Genomic DNA, 22,304 nt, shown 5'->3' with positions numbered 1-22,304 from the left:
TTTGTTATTATTTCATAAGATTGCCACGCAGCAGCCTACGGCTGCTCGCAAATTGTTGCGTAGACCGGTAAAATCTACTGTGTCACCTAGTTCGCTTGACCACGGGGTCCATAAAGACAATAAAAAATACTAATATTTTTAACTGGATCCCGTGGTCAAGCCACGGGATGACAGAGGTGAAATTGATCCACGTAACAATGGCTGCTCGCAATGACGAAACAACTGCTCCATGCAAACAAGCCTTTCGCAGGAATGACAATAAGGGATTTTTTATAAAACAAAACCACTTTTTTCTAAGCAATGTCTATTTATCGACACGGTAGTTATTGACAAGTTTAGGAAAAAGTTTTATATTCTTCACAAGTTTAAAAAAAGTTAATAGTGTATGTCTAAAGCGAAAGCAAAAACAGCTTCCAAAAATAACCCGACTTCTAGGGAACAGGCTAAAGAATATTTTCATAATGGTCAGAAAATCAAACCGGTAAAGCTTGTTGCTGCTCAAAATTCTTTTCTAGCTGCCGAATATGAATCTTCCGGAGATTTAGTCGTAGGAAGTAACGGTCAACCATTACCTTGGGGACTAGTTAAAAGCTTATCCTAATTACTTATAAACAATATGGGGGCATAGCTCAGGGGTAGAGCATCTGCTTTGCACGCAGAGGGTCAAGGGTTCGATTCCCTTTGCCTCCACCAGTTTCAACAAGGGTTTCAAGGCTTTTTGAAATTTAGTAAAAACTTTGAATGTTCCTTTTGTTTTAATTTTCGATCCATGTCTTGCTAAAAAAATATTCTGTACCTACTATTGGTTATGGGAAGTATTTACAACAGCAGAATCTAGGCAAAAACAATAATCTACATACTCAAAAGCTTAGGTTACTAAAAGCTCAAGCAGATAAGGCAGAGCTAGAAGTAGCCATATTAGAGGGTAAATATTTAGCAATATCGGAAGTAGAGCTTACTTGGTCAAATTTGTTGCTAGCGTTTAGAGCAAGGATCTAGGGCTTCCAAATAATCTAGCAAGGCAAATAATAGCTCTTGATAATGATTTTGCGGCAGTATCTAATTTACTTGAGAAAGAAATACACGCAGCTTTGCTAGAACTCAGTAATTATAGCGGTGAAGAGAATAATAAATTATTAAAATATTAAATACAATTTATTGACTTATTAATATTATTTTCTTATAAATTAACAAAAAAATAAGGACATAATATGAGTGGTACAACAAAAAATATAAATGCAAAGGGAGCGGCAAGCATGGGTCTTGATAGTTGGTTTGGCGTTACTGTAGGTGATAATATTACTCACTCTTTTAGTTTAGATACTAATAGTAATATTTTTTTTAGGTATCACCGATACTATGAATTACTATAATGGCTTAGGTAGTATTAAATAATGCACGTGTTAATTTTAATATAACTAATAGAGCTTTAGAAATAAATTCTAATAACAGACCTTTTAAATTGATTGTAGACGAGGATTTTTCTATAAAAATTGCAGAGTTTAACACCTATGATTCTCTTGTAATAGAGGTATATCAAGGCATTGCTCTTAGAATACTAGACGAAGAATGTCCTTCTATGCCTATAACTTTGGGGAAAAATGCTAAAGTTAATTTTATCTATGAAAATGAGCAATATACTTTTACAAATCATTATCAAGATAAAATGAGTTTCCAAGATATAAATACGTTAGCAAAAATAGCTAATCTACCTCATAAAGAATTTGCTAAAATTTTATCTAATAATTATACGCTAGAAGAAATAAAGGAGATTGCAGATAAATATAAAGCAATAGATAAAGAGGCATTAAATTTATTTATAGGACAAAATTATAAGCTTTTTTATAGCTCTTATCAAACTGAAAACCCTTTTAAAGATCATACTCCATTTTTAAATTTTAAATTAGTAGAAAAATCTTTAGAAGAAAGTCCAATCCTTAATCTACTGCCTGTTGACCTAAAATATCATATAGCTTCTTATTTAGAGGACGAAGTCGATATAATAGGCAATGACAGCTAAATCCTCTATATAATTATCCTCTATCTACTACAATGCAAGCCATACATATTGGCATGCAAGAAGATTTAAGCTACACGGCAAAGCTTGCCAATCACTTAATACATAAAAATGGTACGCACTGGCTTGATGTTCTAGATCGTGCATTAAACCTATATCAGCTAGGCTCACAAACTATGCAGATAGCAGGCGATATAAGAAAGCTAGTAGCAAGCACATCGTTGGTAGACTTAAAGAAAAATTTACAAAATCTTGACTCTGTAAGATTTGGTATGTAGGTATCAGGGGGAGTAAGTACTACAAATAATTTAGTAGTTGAGAGTTTGCAGGACGTAATACAAGAACGGATGTCCGGTATGAAGATGAGCGTTGGCTTTAATAATGCCGGAACATATAAGGAGCTAGGAGGTAAAGCTGAAGTAGCTAGCCGTAGTGCAGCTTGGACGAAAGCGGTAGGCAGCATTATCGGTACGCAAGTAACGCATGTGGTAGTACAGCAGACTCTAGAGATAGCGGGAGGATTAATTGCTAACGCCGAGGTAAATCCCGACGGTAGTTTAACTGATAAAGGCAGACTTTACGTTGAAGCAGGCAGCATAGTAGCAAGACAGTTACACGACTACGATAACGGCAAGAGCTTTGGGCTTGGGGTCACCTTAACGAAAAAAGCCGATAGTAGTGGCAAGCTTAAATGGGGTGTTGGCATCCCTGTCGTCTGCGGTTTCAACGAGCAGTCACGGGATATTCTGCCTGTTATAGGCATGGGTGAGATAAAGCTAATCGGCGGTGGTAATCTACCTCCTGAACTAAGCCGTAACGTTAACAGCCAAATCGGCACTACCACTGGCGAGTATGCCTCACTTCGTGCCACCGTCCTTGTTAGCGATATGGCGGAGTTTATCTCCTCTGCCCTCAAACCACAACAAGCTTCAGCAGTCTCTGCAGGAGAGGAAGAACTAACAGCTAAACAACAGGAAGAATTAAAGCGTCAAGAAGAGAAAAACTACAAGAAATTCTTGATGAGCCTGAGGTTGAACCGGTTTATCCAGAAATGCTTGTTCTTTCACTGATCTCAGCACCTTTTAGACTTGTTAAATCATTATATGGTTTATTTAAAGACCAAATAATTGACTTAGTTTCTGATTCATACAAAGATAAAGTTATTAAGCTCTCAAGAGAAATAGATAATAATACTATTGATGTTAGTAATAACATTACTGAACTTCAAAAACATATTGAAGATATTACAGGCGTAAAACGAGACAATCTTGAACTTGAAAAATATGGTAAATATCTTGAAGAATATGAAAATTGGGTACAACTTCCTGAAATTGTTAAAAAAATACCTGAAAAGCTTGGATTTCCTAAATTTTTTGAAAAAGGAATAGGTCTACGGTATGAAGATAAGGTAAATGGTATGAGAATAATGAAAGGTAGATCAAATGTTGAATTCTCGCATCAAAAAGTAGATTATGCAGCTATTGTTAATAAAGGTTGTAGAATTGATAAATATGGAAATCAATTAAGATATAATAGTAATACAAAGGTTACAGAAGTTATAGACCCTGTTAGCAACAAAATTATCAAAGAAATTCCAGGATTTAAGCCAAAAAAAATTCCTGAGGCACATATTAATTTAGAAGAATGGATAAAAAAATGGATTACTCACAACAAACCTTAAAATTTAAAATTAACTATCCAATGTTTAGAATGGAGATAAAAGATGCTTTTGAAGAATTAGCTGATTTTGAAAAACAACAAAAAACATGGCCTAAAAATAGCGAAAAACACCCGCATAGTTAAGTTATTGGGACAGTCTAATGTTTTATGTATTAGAGAATTTATATAATGATTGTGAGTTACACGAGTATAAACCAGAAAATATAGGAGAACTGTTTTATAATGAAGAAGAGGCTAAACAAGTTTATGAGTTTTGTAAATGGTTTAATAAATTAACAGAAAATATAGGAGAAAATCAACCTGATGCTGCATATCTCAATCACCCTGAATGCATAGGGTTTATAGCGGTGCAAAAAAGCTTTTTGAATTAATGGATAAAAACGATAAAAAATATAATTTTAGTGAAGAGTATGCAGCTTATAATAAAGCACAATGGGAAGAAACTTATGGAAAAAAATAATAATTTAATGTTCTAAAAGAGCTGAGGTAGCTAGCCGTAATGCAACTTGGACGAAAGGATGATCAAGAAAATTTACTTTACTCTATTAGTTAGTGGTACGATAAATATATGATAAACAAGTTTAGTAACTAAAAGAGAAAATAGGTATAAATAAAATTCATTTTTAAATTGCAATATAAGAAATATTATACCACTATTGATTGCATTAATTTAACAATGGTACAAATATGTTTTTTTCAATCACTAAACTTATCATCTATTTTATTCGCAGCTCTTACAGTTACAATTATCGTTTTTATGCGTCAAATATCTTTTTACAAACAGCAAATTATTAATAAGAATTTAAAAATAATACCGACATATTAGATATTTTTATACAAGCTTCTTAATAATAACTGTGGTAGATATTTAGTACTTGAAGAGGTTAGACAATATTTTCATCTAGAAGAAATAAGATTATTATCACGCATAGAATTTGAAAATGATTGTAAATTAAACAAGTTATTTGAAGATGTTTTAAACTGTTCTAACGATAATTCTGGAACAACTGTAATAAATAGAATTGAAAATAATATTACTCATAAGTTACTTATCTTTTCAGAAAAAGATAAAATAAATGACCAAGTAGAACAAATGCATATATATGTTAAAGTGCCTTATATAATGAGCGAAAGTGACGAAAAGACCTTATACACTTTCGTTTACTTGGCTAAAATGATGTGAATATAAATTCTATTATACCGTAGGCTATAAAGTAATCGGTTACGGGCATGTGATAGGACCGAACGAATATATAGGAAAGTGATTAATAAGTAGCAAGCCGAAGAGCTGTTTGAGAAAGACATACGCAAAGCTCAGGTAGTCTTAAGTAGATATTACAGCGTTCCACTAACCGAAAACTAGCAAGCTGCCTTAATATCGTTTATCTTTAATTGCGGTGGCGGGAAGTTTCAAGCATCAACATTGTGGTAAAAACTTAATAGAGGCGAGTACTGAAAGGTTGTTGACAAGTTAATTAGATTGGTAAACGTTGAAAATGTAAAACTACCTTTAAGATAATTTTGTCACTCCTAGAAATAGTTAATTATAATAATACCTAATTTATTTTACTATATATTATTAATTATGTTATATGCTAAGCTAAGCAGCTTAGAATTAAATTATTAGGCTCCGTTGAAATTTTAGTATGCTAACTCTAAAGTTTTATGTTTTTAGTAAATACTTAAGGGTTTTTAAATTTCATCAAAAACGGTATCAATTATGAAAGATAATATTGAATCTAGATCGATTTCCCCAGGTCCTATACGTAGAGAGAAGGCACAAAAGAATTAAACAATTGCATTGTTCAAAAAGAATATCAACAAGACCATTCTAAGCCTGTTATAAAACGTTTTGCAATAAATCCTGACCACACAAAATACTTAATTGATCAAAATGCTGCAAATCCCTGTCAATTAACGCAAAGTGATTGTAGTATTACAAAAGATAGCTTACACAGAATTGAAAAAGAAGCATTTGAAAATGCATTCAAAGAATTAAATACCCAGGGTATTTATAGTGTGTTAGTTGATACATTTGAACGAGAGGATATTAAAGGTACCAAAGGTCCTATTACTGGATGGAAATTTAAATATGATGAAAAGACTTAATCTACTGTAATTCATGCTATATGTTTGTGGAAAGAATTAGATACACAAGGAAATTATAAAATTTTTTTAATAGACCCTAGTAGTTCAAAATTTACTAGTTTTCTTAAGAATCCCTTACATTCCTTATTTACTATTCAAAAAAATCTATATTCCCAACAATATACTGGATATACTGCCATAGAGATAAAATCACATACTGGTAGCACATTTTATGCTCCTCCACTCGGAACAAATTATGAAGATTATAGGGATTGTATAGATATTGCTGTTAAAATCGCATTTAAATTAAATGAACAACAAGAATATAGATAGTATAAATGAGTTATCTAATCAGGTTAATTTAAATCCTGCTGCTATAGTTAATAAAATTCTTATAAAGGAGTTGCAAAGTTCAAACTTACAAACTCGCAAAGTAACTAGTACCTTACTTGAGAAAAATAAAGGGATAATAGATACACCACCTTAGAGCAACTAAAGTCATTAGATGAGTTTATAGAAAATTTTTATAAACAATTCTCTGATCTTGATATAAAGATTATAGGAAAAGAAAGCGAAGAAGCATATATGCGTATGTTATTTCAGTCAGTACAAGAGTTTGGCTTAGATTTAAATAGATTTGAGAAGTTTTTACATACAAGTAAATCAATTGAGGATTGTCTAGGTAATAATAATGATAAAAACGGTAATACATTATTAAATTTGGCAGTTGAAGAAAAAGAACACGAAGCAATTGATATACTTCTCTCTAAAATGAAAAGTGAGGATATAATAAAAAAACATCCAATGGTTTTACAGCTTTACACAGTGCAACCCTTAACAATGATAGTGTAGCAGTTACAAAGTTAGTTAACAGGTTTAATACACCACAAGAAGAAAGAAATTTAAATATTTTTTTAGAAACTCAGGATATTTCCGGCTTCACTGCATTACATTTAGCAACTGTTAAAAATTTAATGAACTTAAAAAAAGCTTTCCAAGATATTAAAGATTATGGAAAGTTCACTTTTTATACTGAGAATCTTGACTCTTATGAACCAGCTTGGGATTATGAGTTATTACGCTCAATAGCAAAAGCAGGTAATGAAGAAATCGTTAAAACATTATTGCAACCTTTATCTGATGCTCAAGTTTTACAACTTATAAATTTAACTGATAGTGATAAGCATAATATACTACATTTTGCAGTTTTAGGAGGTGCAGAAATAGTTAAATTATTTTTAAATAAAATAAATCCTGAAAGTCATGCCGAAATTATTACTGACACTAAATATGGTAATATATTACATTTTGCAGCAAGCAATAGTACTGCTGAAGTGGTTGAAGTATTACTAAACGCTATATCTACTCCACTTACCAAAGAACAATCATACAATGTATTATACACTCTAAACATAGACACTATTAACTCACTTTTGAGCAATCAAAATTTTGACTCTAATGCAATAAATCATGTTGATAGCAATAATAAAAACATATTACACCATATGTTACTTGGTAACCATAAAGGAAAATGAGCAATAGCACTACTAGATTTTTTAGAGAGTAAATTAAATTTAGAAGATAAGTCAAGTTTCTCAAAATTGTTAAATGACTCAGATATAAATGGTCAAACAGTATTACATTTTGCAACTGCTCTTGCAAGTACCGTAGGTTACATTAAAATAGTTGAGTGGCTTATTGGGAAAATGACCCATGAGGTTATAAATGCTAGCGATAACAATGGAAATACAGCATTATATACTGCCATTAAGGGAGGTAATGCTCAAATAATAAAGTTACTTATTGAAAAAGTAACTTTATGATACTAACACAAATAAAGTTACTTCATATTTAGATTTGATATATTCTATAGGAAACAAAACACCTTTAGAACTATACGATGATAATGGAATAGTAAAACAGGAATTTTCTCAAATATTAAAACAGGCATTTGCGCTTCTAATGGAACCTAAAGTAATAAAGGAACCATATGATTTTGAGGGAATAATATACCTAGTACATTCGAAAGTAAATGAACTTGAACAGTCTGGAGTAAAGGGACTAATTGATAATAAATTACAAGAATTACAACATATACAAGAAGAAGTAGCTCATCAAGAACTTTCTCTCCCCCTGACCCCACACTAGGAGAAGGCCATAATTCTACATCAGATGAAGTTAAAGATATGGGGTGGTAGCTCTAGTTTTACTCGCACAGCTTTAATCGAATAACAGGGCTTAAATACAGCCTGAATTAAGGGTAGTCTAAATAGTACTTTTACTTTGCTATTGGCTAAAGAAAAATATAAAAATTATTAGCTTATATTAATTCTTTAGACAAATTTAAAATAAACAGATGATAGAAACCAAATAATCAGTTTCTATCATCTGCCAAGAATTATAATTTATTCTATTTCGTCAATTATATTATCAATAAGCGGTAAAGTTATAGGTAAAAAACAAGCAAAAACCGTGCTTTCTTTTTCGGTATTTATAACGTCAAGCTCACCGCCCATTTCGTTTACTAACTGTTTTACTATAGCTTTAAATTTAAACCAAGTCTGACATATTCAAAAATTGAAACGGAATTTTTGTTATAGCAATATATAAGCTGCTCTTCCTCTTTAGATAGAATCGGTTCGGTCGACTTTATTATGAATTCTAAAACAACTTCTTTAGGCTTATCATATTTTACTTCTTGGTGAGCTTTATCAAATGAATTAACAGTTACTGTAATATCGCCCTTAGAATTATATTCAATTGCATTAGTGATTAAATATTTTAATATATTTCTAATCTTATAATAATCCCCAACTATAGTATGAGGTATATCCTTAGGTATATAGCTAAGTCTTAAATCCTTTTCCTTTGCTTTCTGTTTCATTAAATCTATTACATTGCTGAATATTTCTTTAGAGATAATCTTTTTGTGTAATAAAGGATTAGTATTTGACAAAGTATTAGTGAAAGTAATTAATTTATTACTATATTTTATTAGTGCTTCTATAGTATTTTTAATGTTTGTTAAATTAAGGCTTTTTTTTTATCACTTTCTAATTTTAAGAATTCAGTAATATTACTGTGTAGCATTTCGTAAAAACAAAGCAGTTCCCCTATGTGACGTGAAGTAAATTCATGTTGTGCGGTTTTTAAAGTCATTACTTCATGTTGTGTAGTTCTTAATTCATTTTGTAAAATCATACATTTATGAATATCACAATCACTTTCTGAATTATCTTCTTGTATATGGTTTCTGCCGGTATTACCTTCCATTAAAGCTTTTAAGCTAGCAACTACCGGTAAAAGCTTTGTTGGGTGTTCCCAGCTATTATGTGACTTTTGAATCACTTTGGAAGTATTTTTTGTAGTATTAAGGTTAGTTTTTTCGTGTTTTGATTGCGTAGTATTATTTTTTGTCATAATATTTGTTCTTCTGTTTTAGTTTGCTAAAATGGTGCGTAGGAATTAGGTTGGTTTGTCGACTTTAGCTAATTTCTACGTTTTATATTACCTTATGTAATATCACCGGACCTATATTTAGCTCAGGTAATTTAATATATCCAATATTATTTTACTTTAAATTGAAAATTATATTAAATATATTTGATCTATCGAACAAAATAGCAATAATTAATATAAATAAACTAAAAGTTATTAAAAATCGTTATAAGTGCTACAATATTCATTATTGAATAATTGGTATTTTCCCCTTGAGTGCTTGTTCCATAGAAGCTCTTACTGCTTTAACATTAAGCCTTGCGTAAATTAGAGTAGAATTAATACTTTGATGACCAAGAGTTTTAGCTATTATGTTTGTATCAATATTTTCACTCGCCATCCAGCTAGCTAAACTCCTACGAAGATCGTGTCCTGTAAGGTTTTCTATTTCTGCTTCATCAATAATTTTTTTCCATGCTTTTTTAGGTTCTTGTAAGTGTCCTGTTTTACTTTTTTTAGGACTTGGAAATACCCACTCACTAATTACTTCTTTTTTGTTTTTTGCTATTTCTTCAGCTTCTTTTTTAGATAAATTACTTATTTTTTCATCGCTAGCAATTTCCTCTTTAAATTCAATAGCTTTCTTTCGTGCTTTCGCAATTGATAATTTAGGAAAGCGTCCTATCCACTTTAATTTGTACCTATCGTTTATTTTTTTACCATAATAAAAAGTTTTACTACCGCTATAAGATGCTATTAATACTAAGCATTGTAATTTATCGTCTTTATATTTTACTTGACCTTCTTTGGGAATTTTAATTTTAATAAGTTCGCTATATGTAAAATTAAATGAGTCCTTAGTCATAATTATTTTTTTAATTTAAATTTTATATTTAATATTTAACTATAAGTTGATTGATATAACTCGGTTAAAAAGGATATGCAAGTCCTAATTTTAAAAAATATTATGGCATTGCTAACTAAAAACAGATTAGTTAATAAATTAACATCATTGCAAAAAAATTCATAGCAATTGACGAAATTATAATGTTCCCAATATGTTCCGTTTAATTGAAATTTAATGCGAGATTTAATAATAATTGACAGATAAGGCAATTTTGAATAGTCTACTGATATTAACTAAGATAATAGGTTAAAACGTTATGAGTATTAGGGTTTTAAAAGAAAATTCTGTTTTATATAAAGGACAAAAATAAGATAAAAATAGACCCTCTGCCTGTCACGCAGAAGGTCGCAGGTTTGAACCCCTTTGTATCCACCAAATATCTTCAGGCTTTCCAACCTTTCTAAATTTTCTAAAAATTCCATATGCTGCAAATAAACTAATTTTTCAAATTAAGTAAGTTTTTATTTATAACTAAATATTTTATTATTAATTTTGAGCTATAAACAAATATAATAGTTGAAAAAGTAATTGTTACCATCTATTTTTATGAAAACTAGATTGGTTGCTTTTCAATTTTTAACCTATATAATCTATCACTAGATAAAATAAATCAAATAAAGATATGACCGATCAAGTAAAACAAAAGCAAATAAATAGTGCTGCTTGGGCTGCTTGTGATACTTTTCGCGGTGTGATGGATGCAGCAAATTATAAAGATTACATATTAGTAATGCTATTCTTTAAATATATTTCAGATGTTTGGCTAGCACATTCAAAAGAATATGAAGAAAAGTATAAAGATAAACCTTTAAGAGCCAAACAACAATTGGATCGAGAAGAATTTGTAATACCGAAAGGTGCAAATTTTTATGATATCTTTATAAAACGAAATGAAAATAATATCGGTGAACTTATAAATAACGCTTTAATAAAAATAGAACAGAGGAACCTTGCAAAGTTGGAAGGAGTATTTCGAAATGTCGATTTTAACTCGGAATTTAATTTAGGTAAGACAAAAGAGCGAAATCGTCGTTTAAAAATGTTATTAGAAGATTTTAACAAGCCGGAATTAGATTTAAGCCCTGATAGAGAGATATTATAGGTGAATGTTATATTTATCTAATATCACGCTTTGCCTCAGATGCGGGAAAAAAAGCCGGTGAATTTTATACGCCTGCTGCCGTATCAACTTTACTTGCCAAGCTTGCTGCTCCAAAGCCGGAAAATATAATTTGTGATCCGGCTTGCGGTTCCGGTTCACTTTTAATTAAGGCAGCTGAAGAGGTAGGTAATCATAATTATGCACTTTACGGTCAAGAAATGAATAACGCAACATGGGCATTAGCACAGATGAATATGTTTTTGCATTCAAAAGCCGGAGCACATATTCACTGGGGTGATACGTTAAATCATCCTATATTGCTGGAAGGTGATAAACTCATGAAGTTTGATATAGTTGTTGCTAATCCGCCATTTAGTTTAGAAAAATGGGGGCATGAAAATGCAGCTAACGATCAACATAATCGTTTTTGGCGTGGTATTCCTCCTAAAACTAAAGGAGACTATGCTTTTATTTCTCATATGATTGAGACTACTAAGCCGCAGAGTGGGCGTGCTGCTATAGTAGTACCGCACGGCGTATTATTTCGTGGGGGAACCGAAGGTTTAATTTGTCAGAGTTTAATCGAAGATAATCTATTAGATGCCAGTAATAGGCTTACCTGCTAATCTTTTTACCTCAACTAGTATTCCCGTTGCTATTTTAGTATTTGATCGCTCAAGGGAAGTAAAAGGGGAAAACGAGTAACGAAAGGATATATTATTTATCGATGCTAGTGGATTTTTTAAAGCAGGTAAAGGGCAGAATTTTTTAGAAGACGAGCATATTAATAAAATTGTTGATATTTATAAAAATAGAAAAATCATTGAAAAATATTCTCATCTAGCAAATATAGAAGAAATTCGTGAAAATAAATATAATTTAAATATTCCTAGTTATATTGATACATACGATGAGGAAGAAGAAATTGACATTGCAGAACTGCAAAAAGAAATCCAACAGCTTGAAAAAGAGCTAGTAAATATACGCTCACAGATGGATATTCATCTAAAAGAGCTTGGGGTTGATGTATGAGTTTAGAAGCGGAAATGATGCATAAGGATTGGAAAAATCTATTATTAAAAGGCTGTATTATAGGAAAAGGTTCTTATGGTGCAAATGTAGCTGCTCTAAATTATGATCCTTTATTACCGAGATATTTACGTATTACCGATATCAATGAACAAGGTAATTTAATCGCTCATAATGCTAAAAGTATAAATCTTGCAGATGCGAAAAGTTATTATTTAGAAAAAGGCGATATTGTTTTTGCACGTACTGGTAGTGTAGGAAAAGCTTATTTACGTAAATCTAATGAAGTTATAGCGTATGCAAGTTATTTAATTCGTTTTCGTCCAAATCAAAAAATTATTCTACCGGAATATCTTTTTTTGTTCACTCAATCTAATGAATATAGAATTTGGATCAAAAAAATTTTACGAAGTGGAGTGCAATCAAATATAAATGCTGAAGAATACTCAAATTTACCTATTTTAATTCCTCCTCTCCCTGGCCAACAAAAAATAGCTAATATTTTACGTGTGTGGGATGAAAGTATAAAGATATTAACAAAATTATGTGATATCAAACAACAAGATTATAATGTAATTGTTAGAAATATTTTCAGTATCAAGGCAAGGGAAGAAAAGTGGCAAGCTGTTAAACTTTCTAGCATAGCTACTATTCGTAAAGGAAAACAATTAAATCGCCTTGATATGAAAGGCGGTATTTATCCTGTTTGGAATGGTGGTGTAATTCCTTCAGGCTTTACGGATCAATGGAATATGGAAGCAAATACTATTACTATTAGCGAAGGTGGTTCGTGTGGTTTTGTAAATTTATGTAAGGAAAAATTTTGGTTAGGCGTACATTGCTATTCAGTCACTAATTTAGCTGCTAATTTAAATAAATATTTTTTATTTTTTCAACTCAAACAAAATGAGCCTAAAATTATGCGGCTAAAAATAGGATCAGGTTTGCCGAATATTCAAAAACCCTCTATTGAGAATTATGTTGTATATATACCTTTGCTTGAGCAGCAAAGCCGGGTTGCAAACTATCTTAATAACTTGTGTGGTGAGTTACAAAAACAAGGATTAATACAGAAGTTACTTACCGGCGAGTGGCGTGTGCAGGTAGATACGTAAAAATTATAATTTGCTTTAAAAATAAAGAATATTCTAAATTTCATATTTGATAGCAAATTTACTAGGTAAATTATCTTTACGGTTAACTTACTTAGAAATCACAAAGAAATTTAGAAATAATTAAAATTATGTTCTCAAATAATAATGAATTGAATATCAACGAAAAATTCCTTTCCCATATAACAGCCGTGAAAACACTAATGGCATTCGGCTATAAACTGCTTAATCAAGAAAAGCTGAAGAAAGAACGTAGTAATTCACAAAACATATTGCTAGATAATACATTAATCGAAAAAATTAAGGAACTTAATAAGACAAAGCATAGTTTTAACTTAGAAGATGAGGATGCAAAAAGGCAGTGCGTCAGCTTAGAGATATTAAAAATTTCGGTTTAATGAAAGCTAACGAAGAGATATATGATTTACTAACTTTAGGTGCTAATATTAAGAAAAACTTTAAAAGCTATACCTTACAATATATTGATTGACAAGAACCTAAGAATAATACTTACAATGTTGCTTTTGAAGTACCTGTAAAAACCAAAATGAATACTGAACGTATATGTGATATTGTACTATTTGTTAACGGTATACTTTTCGTAGTAATTGAAAATAAGTCACCTACCGAGTCATTAGATCAAGCTATATCTCAACATATACGTAATCAAAGATCAGATGAAATATCGCAACTTTTTTACTATGCTCAAATATTAATTGCCGTAAATAAGAATGAAGCAAAATATGCTACCGTAGGTAGCTCAAAAGAGCATTAGAGAGAGGAAGAAAATCAAAATATCAATATTATACGTGATCTAATAAATATTCCTCTATCTAAAAAGGTAAAAAACACTCTTTACACAGGTGATTTTGCTTCTTATAGAAATTATTTTAATAAACAGGAATTAGCCAGTCATATAGAACCTACTGAGCAAGATAAAGTACTTTATGCTTTATGTTGCCCTGAAAGATTGCTTAATTTAGTCGCTAATTTTTGTGTTTTTGATAATTCAGTAAAAAAATAGCTCGTCATCATCAATTTTTACATGCAGCTATGAAAAGAGTAGAACAATATGACAAGGATAATATTAGAAAAGGCGGAGTAATATGGCATACGCAAGGTACGGGTAAATCTCTAACAATGATATTTATTGCTAAATCTTTACTTGAATTCATTAATATTGTAAGTTCACGTATCGTAATTATAACCGATAGAGTTGAACTTGATGAACAAATTAAAAATGCTTTTAAAAATTGTGGATTTGAACCTAAGCTTACAGATTCATCTAAAAATTTAATTGAACTGCTTAGAAGCGGTACATCTATTATAACTACATTAATTAATAAATTTAATAGAGCTTTTGAAAATGACTTTCGAGATTCAAGCAATAATATTTTTGTTTTTATTGATGAATGTCATCGTACTCAATACGGTGATTTAGCAAGTAAAATGCGAGCTATTCTCCCTAACGCTTGTTATATAGGATTTACCGGTACACCGCTTTTTAAAGAGTATAAAAATACCATAAAAAAGTTTGGTGAGTCAATTCATAAGTATAAAGGTACTTACTCACACAGAAGAAACTATTAAGGCTAAAGCAGTTGATATTTTAATGCACTATTTAGAAACATTTAAAGGCACAGGTCTAAAAGGTATGTTAATAGCTCCTTCTAGATTAATTGCTGTTCGCTTTAAAGAAATTTTAGATGATATAGGTCAGGTAAATTCCGAAGTTGTTATATCTTCTACCGATGATCGAGAAGATTATGAAGATATTGAGAGCGAAAACAAAATACAGAAATTTTTAAAAAACGTGAAGACAAGATATGGACTAGAATTTAATAATAGAATTATTAAAGAATTTAAAAGTGTCGGTGATCCTGAAATTTTAATTGTAGTTTCAAAATTATTAACCGGTTTCGATGCACCGCGTAATGCTGTTGTTTATATATGCAAAGGGTTAAAAGAACATACTCTTTTACAAGCTATTGCTCGTGCAAATCGTCTATTTGAGGAAAAAGGAAAAGTTAAAGAATACGGTTATATAATTGACTATGAGGGATTATCACAAGAATTAGAACAAGCACGTAAAGTTTATGAAAATGAAAATAATATAATTAATTTGAGGAAGTTAGATAAAGAAGATTTAAAAGACGCTATATTCTCCGTAGCCGATAAAATAGAAGAACTTTTTCCGTTACTGTAAGAAATTAAAAATATTTTTATAAATGTACCTAACAATTCAGATTTTGAGCAACTTGAGCAATATTTAGCTGATGAAGTTATACGCAGTAAGTTTTATTTATTGTTAGAAAAATTTAACCGTTTGATGTCTGTAGCCTCTAATTCTTATAAATTTTATGAAAAAAAGAAGAAGCTAATGAATTACGACATGAATTAAAAAGATTGAATAAACTCAAAAGAATAGTACAACAGCGTTATGAAGAAAAATCTGACAAAAAAAATATACTCGTCAAATTGTGAAACTGCTTGATGAGCATGTTATTGCCGGTAATATTACTAAGACCAATATTGTCAGCATTTTTGACAATAAAATATTTGAACAATTTATTGCTAGAACAGACATTACAGATGGAGATAAGGCTCATCAAATTAACGCTCAGATACAAGATACTATTAAGGATTATGTTAATATCGATCATGCCTTTTACCAAAAATTCTCTACACTTATAAATAACGCAATAGCACAGTATCATAATAAACGCTTATCGTATAATGATTTTTTAAATAGAGTTAAAAAAATAAGTGCTGAATTTAAAAATGATGTGCCGAGTGAATTAGGCAACAACAAAACAGTAATAGCTTTTTATAGAAAATCACTTAGTTTCTTACAAAATCAAACAGATCAAAATCAGCATGAAGCAAGTGTTAAAATTGCTCTTGATACCTATGAGATCATTAAGAAAAAAATAATTGTTCATTGGACAAAAAACACTAAAATTTTAAATGAAATGAGAAATTCACTTGATGATTATTTTTTTGATGTCGTTAAAAAAGAAATGGGGATTAATTTTAATACCGAAAATTTAAGTGATGTTGTGGAAAGCTTAATTGATTTTGCTAAAGATCATGAAGCTAAATGATTTGATTTAAATAACGCAAATAGCGAATTATTGCATAATTCGCTATTGTAGAATTTTTAAGCTATCAATATTTATATAATATCTGTAGTCGTATTATCGTAATATTTTCCTAATATGTCTAAAGCGTTTTGGTCATAGTCATTTTGATTAGCAGTGTGCCATACCGGTTCATAATTTTGATCTTTTAGATAAGCTGTTGCGTTTTCTACTAATAAATTATTATCTAATGTACCGCGTTCATATGAAAGTGTATAAGAAATATTAGGTTTAATCGGAGCTTTTTGTATTTCTTGCTGAATATAATTATGCTGTAATTCGTTTGTATTGCCTATAATGTGGATATGAAATTTATGCGTCTGTTGTAAATTATATAGCTCTGTTAGCTTTTCAGGTTCTACTATGCATATAGCATTCCAGCATTTATCAAATGTTTCAAGATTTGTAATAGGAGTGCCGCCTGCGTTTTCAATTAATTTATTCATTTCTGTACGAAATTCTTCGGTAGTGATTTTACCGGTTTTATACTGATCTATTACTCCATTAGGTTTTTCTTCTTCTTTTGCCATAGTAGCAATATCCGGTATACTTAGTCCGCTATCTTCGCTAAATTTTATTATAGCGAGTTTTCTCTTAGTTAAAATTACTTGAGAATATTTAAAAACATGAGCTTTTGTCATAATTAAGAGCCTATAAATTGTTGTATTAAAATATTAAAATTGTTAAATAAAAAAATCAATAGCTGAATTGTAATTAAATACTATAATATTAAGAAACTATATTTAGGGTAAAAAATGAGTTTAAAATCCGCTTGGCTTAATACTCCTCTTGGTTCAATGCTGGCAATTAGTGATGAAGAGAGGCTTTATTTGCTCGATTTTGCTGAAAGTAAAGGATTAAATTAAAAGACTTAAAATTAACGCAAAATCGGCTATTACTGAAGATCGCACTAGACCGATTCTATCAATTGAAGAGGAGCTAAAATTGTACTTTAACGGTACTTTAAAAAAATTTAATACTTCGATATATCTTTCAGGAAGCGAATTTCAAAAATTAGTATGGCAAGATCTAACAAACGTACCTTACGGTGAAACAAGAAGTTACTTCACTCAAGCTAAATTAATAGGTATGGAAAGATCTTATAGAGCTGTTGCAAATGCTAATGGAGCAAATAAATTTGCTATAATTATTCCGTGTCACCGCATCATCAATAATAACGGTGAGCTTGGCGGTTACGGTTCAGGGCTAGATCGTAAAAAATGGCTCATTGAGCATGAGAGACAGAATTATTAAATAAAAAATCAATACCTGAATTTCGGTTACAGGGGTTTTAAAAAGTTTATATAATATAATTATAAATTTATATTATAGGATAAATTAATATGTTTAATGAGCTTCAAAGGCAAGAATATTATCAGGCATTAATTAATAAAGATGACAGGTATGAAAATATCTTTTTTGTAGCGGTTAAAACAATAGGAGTATTTTGTAGACCGACTTGTCCTGCACGGAAACCTAAATTTGAAAATTGTGAATTTTATAAAACTGCTAAGGAAGCTTTGCATGCTTCATATAGACCTTGTCAGCGTTGCAAGCCTCTTTCACATCCTTGCGAAGTTTCGGATTTAGTTTGTACTCTTGTTAATGCTATTGAGCTTAATCCTGCTAAACGATGGAAAAATAGTGATTTTGATGAGTTATCAGTAGATGCTTCTACAGCACGTTGCCAATTTAAAAAACGTTTCGGTATGACGTTTATAGAATATGCAAGAGCAAGGCGTATGGGTATTGCGATGAAGCAAATTCGCATGAGTAAATCGGTAATTAATACACAAATTGATATGGGTTATGAATCAAGTAGCGGTTTTCGAGATGCTTTCTCTAAAATAATGGGAGGACCGCCGACAAAATTTAACCTGCATTTAAATATTTTAAAAGCAGCTTGGTTAGATACGCCTCTTGGTGCTATGATTGCAATTAGCGATGAAAAATTACTTTATTTATTAGAATTTGTTGATAGAAGAGGTCTAGAGCTGGAAATTGAAAGACTAAGAATTAAGACGAAATCTGCTATTATTCCTGGAAGTACTGAACCAATTTTAATGATTGAAGAGGAGCTTAAATTTTACTTTACCGGTACTTTACAAAAATTTAATACGCCTATATATCTTTTAGGAAGCGAATTTCAAAAAATGGCTTGGCAAGAATTAATTAGTATACCTTACGGTGAAACACGAAGTTATTTAAATCAGGCTAAAGCTTTGGGCAAACCTACTTCTTATAGAGCTGTTGCAAATGCTAACGGTATGAATCAGTTAGCAATAATTGTTCCTTGTCATCGTATTATTAATAGCAATGGCGAACTTGGAGGATATGGCGGGGGATTACATCGTAAAAAATGGCTTATTGAACATGAGAGAAAATTTACAACAAATTAGAAATATTTTACTTGAGATATTCCTTTAGAACGTAGAACGCTGTTCTTTAAAACTAGGAAAGGAGAGTATGGAAAGCATGACCGGTTTATTGGGGTTACCGTACCGACTTTACGTAAAATAGCTAAAAGTTATTATAATTTAGATGTGGGGGATTTAAGCCGCCTTATTACTTCAGAATTTAATGAAGAGAGATTTTTAGTGTTAGCTATTTTGATTATGCAATATCAGAAAGCACAAGATAAAGAGTTTTTTTATAATTTTTATTTAAACAATATAAAACACGTAAATAATTGGAATTTAGTGGATGCTTCAGCCCATCATATAATTGGAGCTTATTTATGGGATAAAGAAAAGGATTATCTTTTTACATTAACAAAATCGGAAATTCTTTGGGAAAGACGAATAGCTATAGTTGCTACTTGGTATTTTATTAAAAATAATGAGTTAGATACGACTTTTGAAATAGCAAAATTACTCTTAAACGATAAACATGATTTAATGCATAAAGCAATAGGTTGGATGCTACGTGAAGCAGGCAAAAAAGATGAAAAGCAGTTAATAGATTTTTTGGAGCGTTATATATTACAAATGCCAAGAACTATGCTACGTTATGCAATAGAGAAATTTCCTGAAGAGGTGCGTAAGAATATTTTGCAAAAAAAATAACTTATGCTAATATCCTATTTTAATTTATCATAGGTACTATTATGCTAAAAACTTTATTAGTTGGTTTTATAACTTTAATTTGTGCAGTAAGCTATGCTGATAACCAAACAGCTCAAAATCCTAATTCTACAAATTCTTCTTCTGATCAGCCCGATGATCTATTACCTGCAGAGGCAGCCGTTAACTTTGCACAGCCTTGGGCAAGACCTACAACAAATGTGCAAGGTAAAGTTAGCAATTCTGCTATGTATTTTACATTAATAAATAGTAGAAGTAAGAGTTATAATTTAGTGAATATATCTTCAGATAAGATAAGTGGAATAGAAATTCATCAAACAATTAATGATCAAGGGGTTAGTAAAATGGTAAAAGTGGATTATCCATTTTCAATTGCCGGTAATATTAACGTTGATTTTAAGCCTGGTGGCATGCATATTATGCTTTATGACCCAAAAGTAGATTTAAATGTAGGAGATGAGTTTAAAATAACTTTTTTCTTTGATGACAATACACGAAAAATAGTGGATGTTAAAGTAGCAAATGACAATCCGTATAATACAACGGGGAATTGAAGGTTATTGTTGCATGGTTCACTCTTCTATGTCATTCCCGCCTTCGCGGGAATGACATAGGAAACTATACACATGACCCTAGAAATTACCGGAAGTGAGTTAATTAAATCTAAACTTATAGATGTTCCTGAACGTTCAGGGGTTTATCGAATGTTTGACGTTAACAAGCAAGTTATCTATGTCGGTAAAGCTAAAAATTTAAAGAAACGCCTTACTAATTACATTAAAAGCGATTTAGATAATAAGACACTTCGGATGATTGCAAATACTTGTTTTTTAGAGTACAGCATCACTAATTCCGAAGTTGAAGCACTACTTTTAGAAGCACAGCTAATCAAAAAATTTCAGCCGAAATTTAATATTCTTCTTAAGGACGACAAGTCTTTTCCTTTCATCAAGTTACGTTTAGATCATGATTTTCCGCAATTGCTAAAATATCGAGGTAAAACTCTAAATGACGGAAAATTTTTTGGTCCTTTTGCCTCACCTACGGAAGTTAATACTACTTTGACCGAACTACAAAAAATTTTTAAATTACGTTCCTGCACGGATAATTGCTTTAATTCACGCACTCGCCCTTGCTTACAATATGAAATAAAACGTTGTTATGCTCCTTGCGTCGGTAAAATAAACAAGGAAGACTATAGAGACTTAGTAACGCAGGTAAAAGATTTCTTACAAGGTCGTACTAAAGAACTCCAAGAGAACTTATCTAAAAAGATGGAAGAGCTAAGTAGTCAGATGCGTTTTGAAGAGGCGGCAGAAATCAGAGACCGTATTAAGGCACTTAGTTATGTGCAGCTTAAGGCAGGTGTTTCAGATATTGTTAAAGACGCAGATATAATTGCTATTGTAGAAAAGAACGAACATTATTGTGTAGAAGTGTTTTTATATAGGGCAGGGCAAGCATGCGGTAATATTCCTTATTTTCCTACTTCTACCGAAAATAGTACTAAAGAAGAAGTATTAGAATATTTTTTATTACAATTTTATCAAAAACAACAAGTGCCTGCAGAAATTATAATTAATCATGAAATCAATGATAAAGAGGATGTGATAGAGGCGATTAAGAAAATCAATAATATTACTAAACTCAATATTATAATACCTATTAGTGGAGGTAAAGCCAAGCTAGTTCAGAACGCCGCAACAAATGCTTTATTCTCTCTAGAGCAATATTTGAAGAAATTTGCAAAAAATCAAGAGATTATGCTTGAAATCAAAGAGCTATTTGGTCTTTCTGAAATTCCTGAAAGAATTGAGATTTATGATAATAGCCATATTCAAGGTAAGTTTGCGGTTGGTGTTATGGTAGTTGCCGGTAAAGCCGGTTTTGATAAAAAGGAATATCGGGTTTTCTCATTGTCCTCCCGCACTTTCCCACTGTCCTCCCGCGAGCTTGTAGCGGGATCCAGTACATTAATAAACAATCTGGATCCCCGCCTTCGCGGGGAGGCATTGTTGCGTAGACCGGTAAAATCCACTGTGTCACCCCGTGGCTTGACCACGGGGTCCATAAAAACAATAAAAAATACTAATAATTTTAGTATTTTTAACTGGATCCCGTGGCTTGACCACGGGATGACACAGGTAAAATTGATCCACGCAACAATGCCTTGCGGGGATGACATGACTAAAGGTGACGATTATGAAATGCTCCGGCAAGTTTTAACACGAAGATTAACTAGACTTAAGAATGAGCCGCATAAATTGCCAAACTTAATGATTATAGACGGCGGCAGAGGGCATTTAGGCATTGTTAAAGAGGTAATGGATAAATTTAAAATGAATATTCCTTTTGTTTGTATGTCGAAAGGAGTAGATAGAAATGCCGGTCTTGAACAATTCCATATGACAGGTAAAGAAGTATTTACTTTGGATAAAAATTTGCCGATTATGAAATATTTACAAATCTTACGAGATGAAGCTCATAATTTTGCCATAAAGAATCATAGATTAGGTAGATCACGTGCTATAAAAATATCAAGCCTTGACGATATAGAGGGCGTAGGTGAAACTCGTAAAAAAGCATTGCTGCATTATTTCGGTTCATACAAAGCAGTATGCGATGCAACCATAGATGAGCTTGCTAAAGTAAACGGCATTAGTAGGTCACTTGCCGAGATGATTTTTAGAGCGTTGCATAAGGATTGA

General features: G+C 31.2%; 29 protein-coding genes, 1 tRNA gene and 6 pseudogenes. 32 read left to right on the top strand and 4 right to left on the bottom strand.

Annotation, left to right across the window (positions count from 1 at the left end):
• Positions 1-385 precede the first annotated feature (385 nt).
• The 17 genes and pseudogenes from MB29_RS01765 to MB29_RS01705 all read left to right on the top strand — a co-directional run bounded on the left by MB29_RS01765 (position 386) and on the right by MB29_RS01705 (position 7,933).
• A complete protein-coding gene (locus MB29_RS01765) occupies positions 386-601 on the top strand; it encodes a hypothetical protein (RefSeq protein ID WP_032138799.1) in 216 nt (71 codons plus the stop codon).
• A 17-nt stretch (positions 602-618) separates the two neighbouring features.
• Positions 619-693: transfer RNA gene (locus MB29_RS01760), tRNA-Ala, on the top strand.
• Between the two features lie 81 nt (positions 694-774).
• Positions 775-999, top strand: coding sequence for a hypothetical protein (locus MB29_RS01755; RefSeq protein WP_032138798.1), 225 nt, complete (start codon positions 775-777; stop codon positions 997-999).
• A 212-nt stretch (positions 1,000-1,211) separates the two neighbouring features.
• On the top strand, positions 1,212-1,373 hold the full coding sequence (locus MB29_RS11250) for a hypothetical protein (protein ID WP_215426164.1): 162 nt from the start codon (positions 1,212-1,214) through the stop codon (positions 1,371-1,373).
• Between the two features lie 113 nt (positions 1,374-1,486).
• On the top strand, positions 1,487-2,020 hold the full coding sequence (locus tag MB29_RS08060) for a hypothetical protein (protein WP_407690043.1): 534 nt from the start codon (positions 1,487-1,489) through the stop codon (positions 2,018-2,020).
• Positions 2,021-2,073: 53 nt separating this feature from the next.
• A complete protein-coding gene (locus MB29_RS01745) occupies positions 2,074-2,295 on the top strand; it encodes a hypothetical protein (RefSeq protein ID WP_233418850.1) in 222 nt (73 codons plus the stop codon).
• Between the two features lie 45 nt (positions 2,296-2,340).
• Positions 2,341-3,087 (top strand): hypothetical protein, encoded by a 747-nt coding sequence (locus MB29_RS01740; RefSeq protein WP_215426163.1) that lies wholly within the window; start codon positions 2,341-2,343, stop codon positions 3,085-3,087.
• Complete coding sequence (locus MB29_RS01735) at positions 3,069-3,698, top strand: hypothetical protein (RefSeq protein WP_032138795.1); 630 nt, start codon at positions 3,069-3,071, stop codon at positions 3,696-3,698. The genes MB29_RS01740 and MB29_RS01735 overlap by 19 nt, the downstream gene beginning before the upstream one ends.
• Positions 3,662-3,820, top strand: coding sequence for a hypothetical protein (locus MB29_RS11245; protein ID WP_215426162.1), 159 nt, complete (start codon positions 3,662-3,664; stop codon positions 3,818-3,820). Before MB29_RS01735 ends, MB29_RS11245 begins: the two co-directional genes overlap by 37 nt.
• Positions 3,821-3,837: 17 nt before the next feature.
• Positions 3,838-4,068, top strand: a complete 231-nt coding sequence (locus MB29_RS01730; RefSeq protein ID WP_032138794.1) for a hypothetical protein — start codon at positions 3,838-3,840, stop codon at positions 4,066-4,068.
• A gap of 932 nt (positions 4,069-5,000) precedes the next feature.
• A pseudogene (locus MB29_RS14020) lies at positions 5,001-5,126 on the top strand (glycoside hydrolase family protein); the annotation flags it as partial.
• A 704-nt stretch (positions 5,127-5,830) separates the two neighbouring features.
• A complete protein-coding gene (locus MB29_RS01725) occupies positions 5,831-6,118 on the top strand; it encodes a bromodomain-containing protein (RefSeq protein ID WP_032138793.1) in 288 nt (95 codons plus the stop codon).
• Positions 6,096-6,272, top strand: a complete 177-nt coding sequence (locus MB29_RS11240; protein ID WP_215426161.1) for a hypothetical protein — start codon at positions 6,096-6,098, stop codon at positions 6,270-6,272. The genes MB29_RS01725 and MB29_RS11240 overlap by 23 nt, the downstream gene beginning before the upstream one ends.
• Before the next feature lie 104 nt (positions 6,273-6,376).
• A complete protein-coding gene (locus tag MB29_RS01720; RefSeq protein WP_215426160.1) occupies positions 6,377-6,637 on the top strand; it encodes a hypothetical protein in 261 nt (86 codons plus the stop codon).
• 122 nt (positions 6,638-6,759) lie between these two features.
• Positions 6,760-7,320 carry an ankyrin repeat domain-containing protein gene (locus MB29_RS01715; protein ID WP_032138791.1) on the top strand — a complete coding sequence of 187 codons (561 nt, stop codon included), beginning with the start codon at positions 6,760-6,762 and terminating at the stop codon, positions 7,318-7,320.
• A 66-nt stretch (positions 7,321-7,386) separates the two neighbouring features.
• Positions 7,387-7,608, top strand: coding sequence for an ankyrin repeat domain-containing protein (locus tag MB29_RS01710; protein ID WP_032138790.1), 222 nt, complete (start codon positions 7,387-7,389; stop codon positions 7,606-7,608).
• 34 nt (positions 7,609-7,642) lie between these two features.
• Entirely contained in the window at positions 7,643-7,933 is a 291-nt protein-coding gene (locus MB29_RS01705; RefSeq protein WP_032138789.1) for a hypothetical protein, read from the top strand.
• Positions 7,934-8,321: 388 nt separating this feature from the next.
• Here MB29_RS01705 and MB29_RS01700 read toward each other — a convergent pair whose 3' ends face one another.
• The 3 genes from MB29_RS01700 to MB29_RS09020 form a co-directional block, all read right to left on the bottom strand.
• Positions 8,322-8,741 (bottom strand): hypothetical protein, encoded by a 420-nt coding sequence (locus tag MB29_RS01700; protein ID WP_233418849.1) that lies wholly within the window; start codon positions 8,739-8,741, stop codon positions 8,322-8,324.
• A 68-nt stretch (positions 8,742-8,809) separates the two neighbouring features.
• Positions 8,810-9,205, bottom strand: coding sequence for a hypothetical protein (locus MB29_RS01695; protein WP_032138788.1), 396 nt, complete (start codon positions 9,203-9,205; stop codon positions 8,810-8,812).
• Positions 9,206-9,470: 265 nt separating this feature from the next.
• Positions 9,471-10,088 carry an integrase family protein gene (locus MB29_RS09020; protein ID WP_051965280.1) on the bottom strand — a complete coding sequence of 206 codons (618 nt, stop codon included), beginning with the start codon at positions 10,086-10,088 and terminating at the stop codon, positions 9,471-9,473.
• Between the two features lie 664 nt (positions 10,089-10,752).
• On the opposite strand from MB29_RS09020, the gene MB29_RS12410 reads away from it, so the two are divergent.
• From MB29_RS12410 to MB29_RS08045, 9 genes and pseudogenes are all read left to right on the top strand, one after another.
• Complete coding sequence (locus MB29_RS12410; protein ID WP_233418848.1) at positions 10,753-11,232, top strand: type I restriction-modification system subunit M N-terminal domain-containing protein; 480 nt, start codon at positions 10,753-10,755, stop codon at positions 11,230-11,232.
• Positions 11,226-11,858, top strand: coding sequence for an HsdM family class I SAM-dependent methyltransferase (locus MB29_RS13355; protein WP_324607269.1), 633 nt, complete (start codon positions 11,226-11,228; stop codon positions 11,856-11,858). Before MB29_RS12410 ends, MB29_RS13355 begins: the two co-directional genes overlap by 7 nt.
• A pseudogene (locus tag MB29_RS13350) lies at positions 11,833-12,264 on the top strand (N-6 DNA methylase). Before MB29_RS13355 ends, MB29_RS13350 begins: the two are co-directional and overlap by 26 nt.
• Positions 12,261-13,376, top strand: a complete 1,116-nt coding sequence (locus tag MB29_RS09695) for a restriction endonuclease subunit S (RefSeq protein WP_084686729.1) — start codon at positions 12,261-12,263, stop codon at positions 13,374-13,376. Before MB29_RS13350 ends, MB29_RS09695 begins: the two are co-directional and overlap by 4 nt.
• 188 nt (positions 13,377-13,564) lie before the next feature.
• Positions 13,565-13,771 carry an HsdR family type I site-specific deoxyribonuclease gene (locus MB29_RS01670; RefSeq protein WP_233418847.1) on the top strand — a complete coding sequence of 69 codons (207 nt, stop codon included), beginning with the start codon at positions 13,565-13,567 and terminating at the stop codon, positions 13,769-13,771.
• Positions 13,772-13,878: 107 nt separating this feature from the next.
• Positions 13,879-14,148 (top strand): annotated as a pseudogene (locus MB29_RS09690) (type I restriction endonuclease); the annotation flags it as partial.
• Positions 14,149-14,426: 278 nt separating this feature from the next.
• Positions 14,427-14,963: a DEAD/DEAH box helicase family protein gene (locus tag MB29_RS01660; protein WP_032138787.1), complete on the top strand. Its 537-nt coding sequence runs from the start codon at positions 14,427-14,429 to the stop codon at positions 14,961-14,963.
• Positions 14,911-15,579, top strand: a complete 669-nt coding sequence (locus MB29_RS12405) for a type I restriction enzyme subunit R domain-containing protein (RefSeq protein WP_233418845.1) — start codon at positions 14,911-14,913, stop codon at positions 15,577-15,579. Before MB29_RS01660 ends, MB29_RS12405 begins: the two co-directional genes overlap by 53 nt.
• A gap of 274 nt (positions 15,580-15,853) precedes the next feature.
• Positions 15,854-16,300, top strand: a pseudogene (locus MB29_RS08045) (hypothetical protein); the annotation flags it as partial.
• 248 nt (positions 16,301-16,548) lie between these two features.
• On the opposite strand, the gene MB29_RS12400 reads toward MB29_RS08045, so the two are convergent.
• A complete protein-coding gene (locus tag MB29_RS12400; RefSeq protein ID WP_233418856.1) occupies positions 16,549-17,154 on the bottom strand; it encodes a hypothetical protein in 606 nt (201 codons plus the stop codon).
• 114 nt (positions 17,155-17,268) lie between these two features.
• Here MB29_RS12400 and MB29_RS08040 point away from each other — a divergent pair.
• The 6 genes and pseudogenes from MB29_RS08040 (at position 17,269) to uvrC (ending at position 22,304) form a co-directional block, all read left to right on the top strand.
• Positions 17,269-17,767 (top strand): annotated as a pseudogene (locus MB29_RS08040) (methylated-DNA--[protein]-cysteine S-methyltransferase).
• An 89-nt stretch (positions 17,768-17,856) separates the two neighbouring features.
• Positions 17,857-18,327, top strand: a pseudogene (locus MB29_RS12395) (bifunctional transcriptional activator/DNA repair enzyme AdaA); the annotation flags it as partial.
• A gap of 36 nt (positions 18,328-18,363) precedes the next feature.
• Complete coding sequence (locus MB29_RS12390; RefSeq protein WP_233418855.1) at positions 18,364-18,912, top strand: methylated-DNA--[protein]-cysteine S-methyltransferase; 549 nt, start codon at positions 18,364-18,366, stop codon at positions 18,910-18,912.
• Between the two features lie 117 nt (positions 18,913-19,029).
• Positions 19,030-19,578, top strand: coding sequence for a DNA alkylation repair protein (locus MB29_RS01625; RefSeq protein WP_233418854.1), 549 nt, complete (start codon positions 19,030-19,032; stop codon positions 19,576-19,578).
• Between the two features lie 41 nt (positions 19,579-19,619).
• Positions 19,620-20,150 (top strand): copper chaperone PCu(A)C, encoded by a 531-nt coding sequence (locus MB29_RS01620; RefSeq protein WP_032138783.1) that lies wholly within the window; start codon positions 19,620-19,622, stop codon positions 20,148-20,150.
• Between the two features lie 72 nt (positions 20,151-20,222).
• Positions 20,223-22,304: an excinuclease ABC subunit UvrC gene (uvrC, locus tag MB29_RS14015; RefSeq protein WP_032138782.1), complete on the top strand. Its 2,082-nt coding sequence runs from the start codon at positions 20,223-20,225 to the stop codon at positions 22,302-22,304.

Origin of the sequence: Rickettsia tamurae (genome assembly GCF_000751075.1) — a bacterium.
In the GTDB taxonomy this organism is placed as follows: Bacteria; Pseudomonadota; Alphaproteobacteria; order Rickettsiales; family Rickettsiaceae; genus Rickettsia; species Rickettsia tamurae.
This window is presented reverse-complemented; position numbering and strand designations above follow the sequence as displayed.

Excerpts from the sequence above, each read along its gene's own strand:
- MB29_RS01660 (WP_032138787.1), top strand. The coding sequence starts at position 14,427 with ATGAAAAGAGTAGAACAATATGACAAGGATAATATTAGAAAAGGCGGA.
- MB29_RS01745 (WP_233418850.1), top strand. The coding sequence starts at position 2,074 with ATGCAAGAAGATTTAAGCTACACGGCAAAGCTTGCCAATCACTTAATA.
- MB29_RS12400 (WP_233418856.1), bottom strand. The coding sequence starts at position 17,154 with ATGACAAAAGCTCATGTTTTTAAATATTCTCAAGTAATTTTAACTAAG.
- MB29_RS01765 (WP_032138799.1), top strand. The coding sequence starts at position 386 with ATGTCTAAAGCGAAAGCAAAAACAGCTTCCAAAAATAACCCGACTTCT.
- MB29_RS01715 (WP_032138791.1), top strand. The coding sequence starts at position 6,760 with ATGAACTTAAAAAAAGCTTTCCAAGATATTAAAGATTATGGAAAGTTC.
- MB29_RS09020 (WP_051965280.1), bottom strand. The coding sequence starts at position 10,088 with ATGACTAAGGACTCATTTAATTTTACATATAGCGAACTTATTAAAATT.
- MB29_RS11245 (WP_215426162.1), top strand. The coding sequence starts at position 3,662 with ATGGATAAAAAAATGGATTACTCACAACAAACCTTAAAATTTAAAATT.
- MB29_RS01620 (WP_032138783.1), top strand. The coding sequence starts at position 19,620 with ATGCTAAAAACTTTATTAGTTGGTTTTATAACTTTAATTTGTGCAGTA.
- uvrC (WP_032138782.1), top strand. The coding sequence starts at position 20,223 with ATGACCCTAGAAATTACCGGAAGTGAGTTAATTAAATCTAAACTTATA.
- MB29_RS11240 (WP_215426161.1), top strand. The coding sequence starts at position 6,096 with ATGAACAACAAGAATATAGATAGTATAAATGAGTTATCTAATCAGGTT.
- MB29_RS12410 (WP_233418848.1), top strand. The coding sequence starts at position 10,753 with ATGACCGATCAAGTAAAACAAAAGCAAATAAATAGTGCTGCTTGGGCT.
- MB29_RS12390 (WP_233418855.1), top strand. The coding sequence starts at position 18,364 with ATGGGAGGACCGCCGACAAAATTTAACCTGCATTTAAATATTTTAAAA.
- MB29_RS09695 (WP_084686729.1), top strand. The coding sequence starts at position 12,261 with ATGAGTTTAGAAGCGGAAATGATGCATAAGGATTGGAAAAATCTATTA.
- MB29_RS01695 (WP_032138788.1), bottom strand. The coding sequence starts at position 9,205 with ATGACAAAAAATAATACTACGCAATCAAAACACGAAAAAACTAACCTT.
- MB29_RS01730 (WP_032138794.1), top strand. The coding sequence starts at position 3,838 with ATGTTTTATGTATTAGAGAATTTATATAATGATTGTGAGTTACACGAG.
- MB29_RS11250 (WP_215426164.1), top strand. The coding sequence starts at position 1,212 with ATGAGTGGTACAACAAAAAATATAAATGCAAAGGGAGCGGCAAGCATG.
- MB29_RS01720 (WP_215426160.1), top strand. The coding sequence starts at position 6,377 with ATGTTATTTCAGTCAGTACAAGAGTTTGGCTTAGATTTAAATAGATTT.
- MB29_RS01735 (WP_032138795.1), top strand. The coding sequence starts at position 3,069 with ATGCTTGTTCTTTCACTGATCTCAGCACCTTTTAGACTTGTTAAATCA.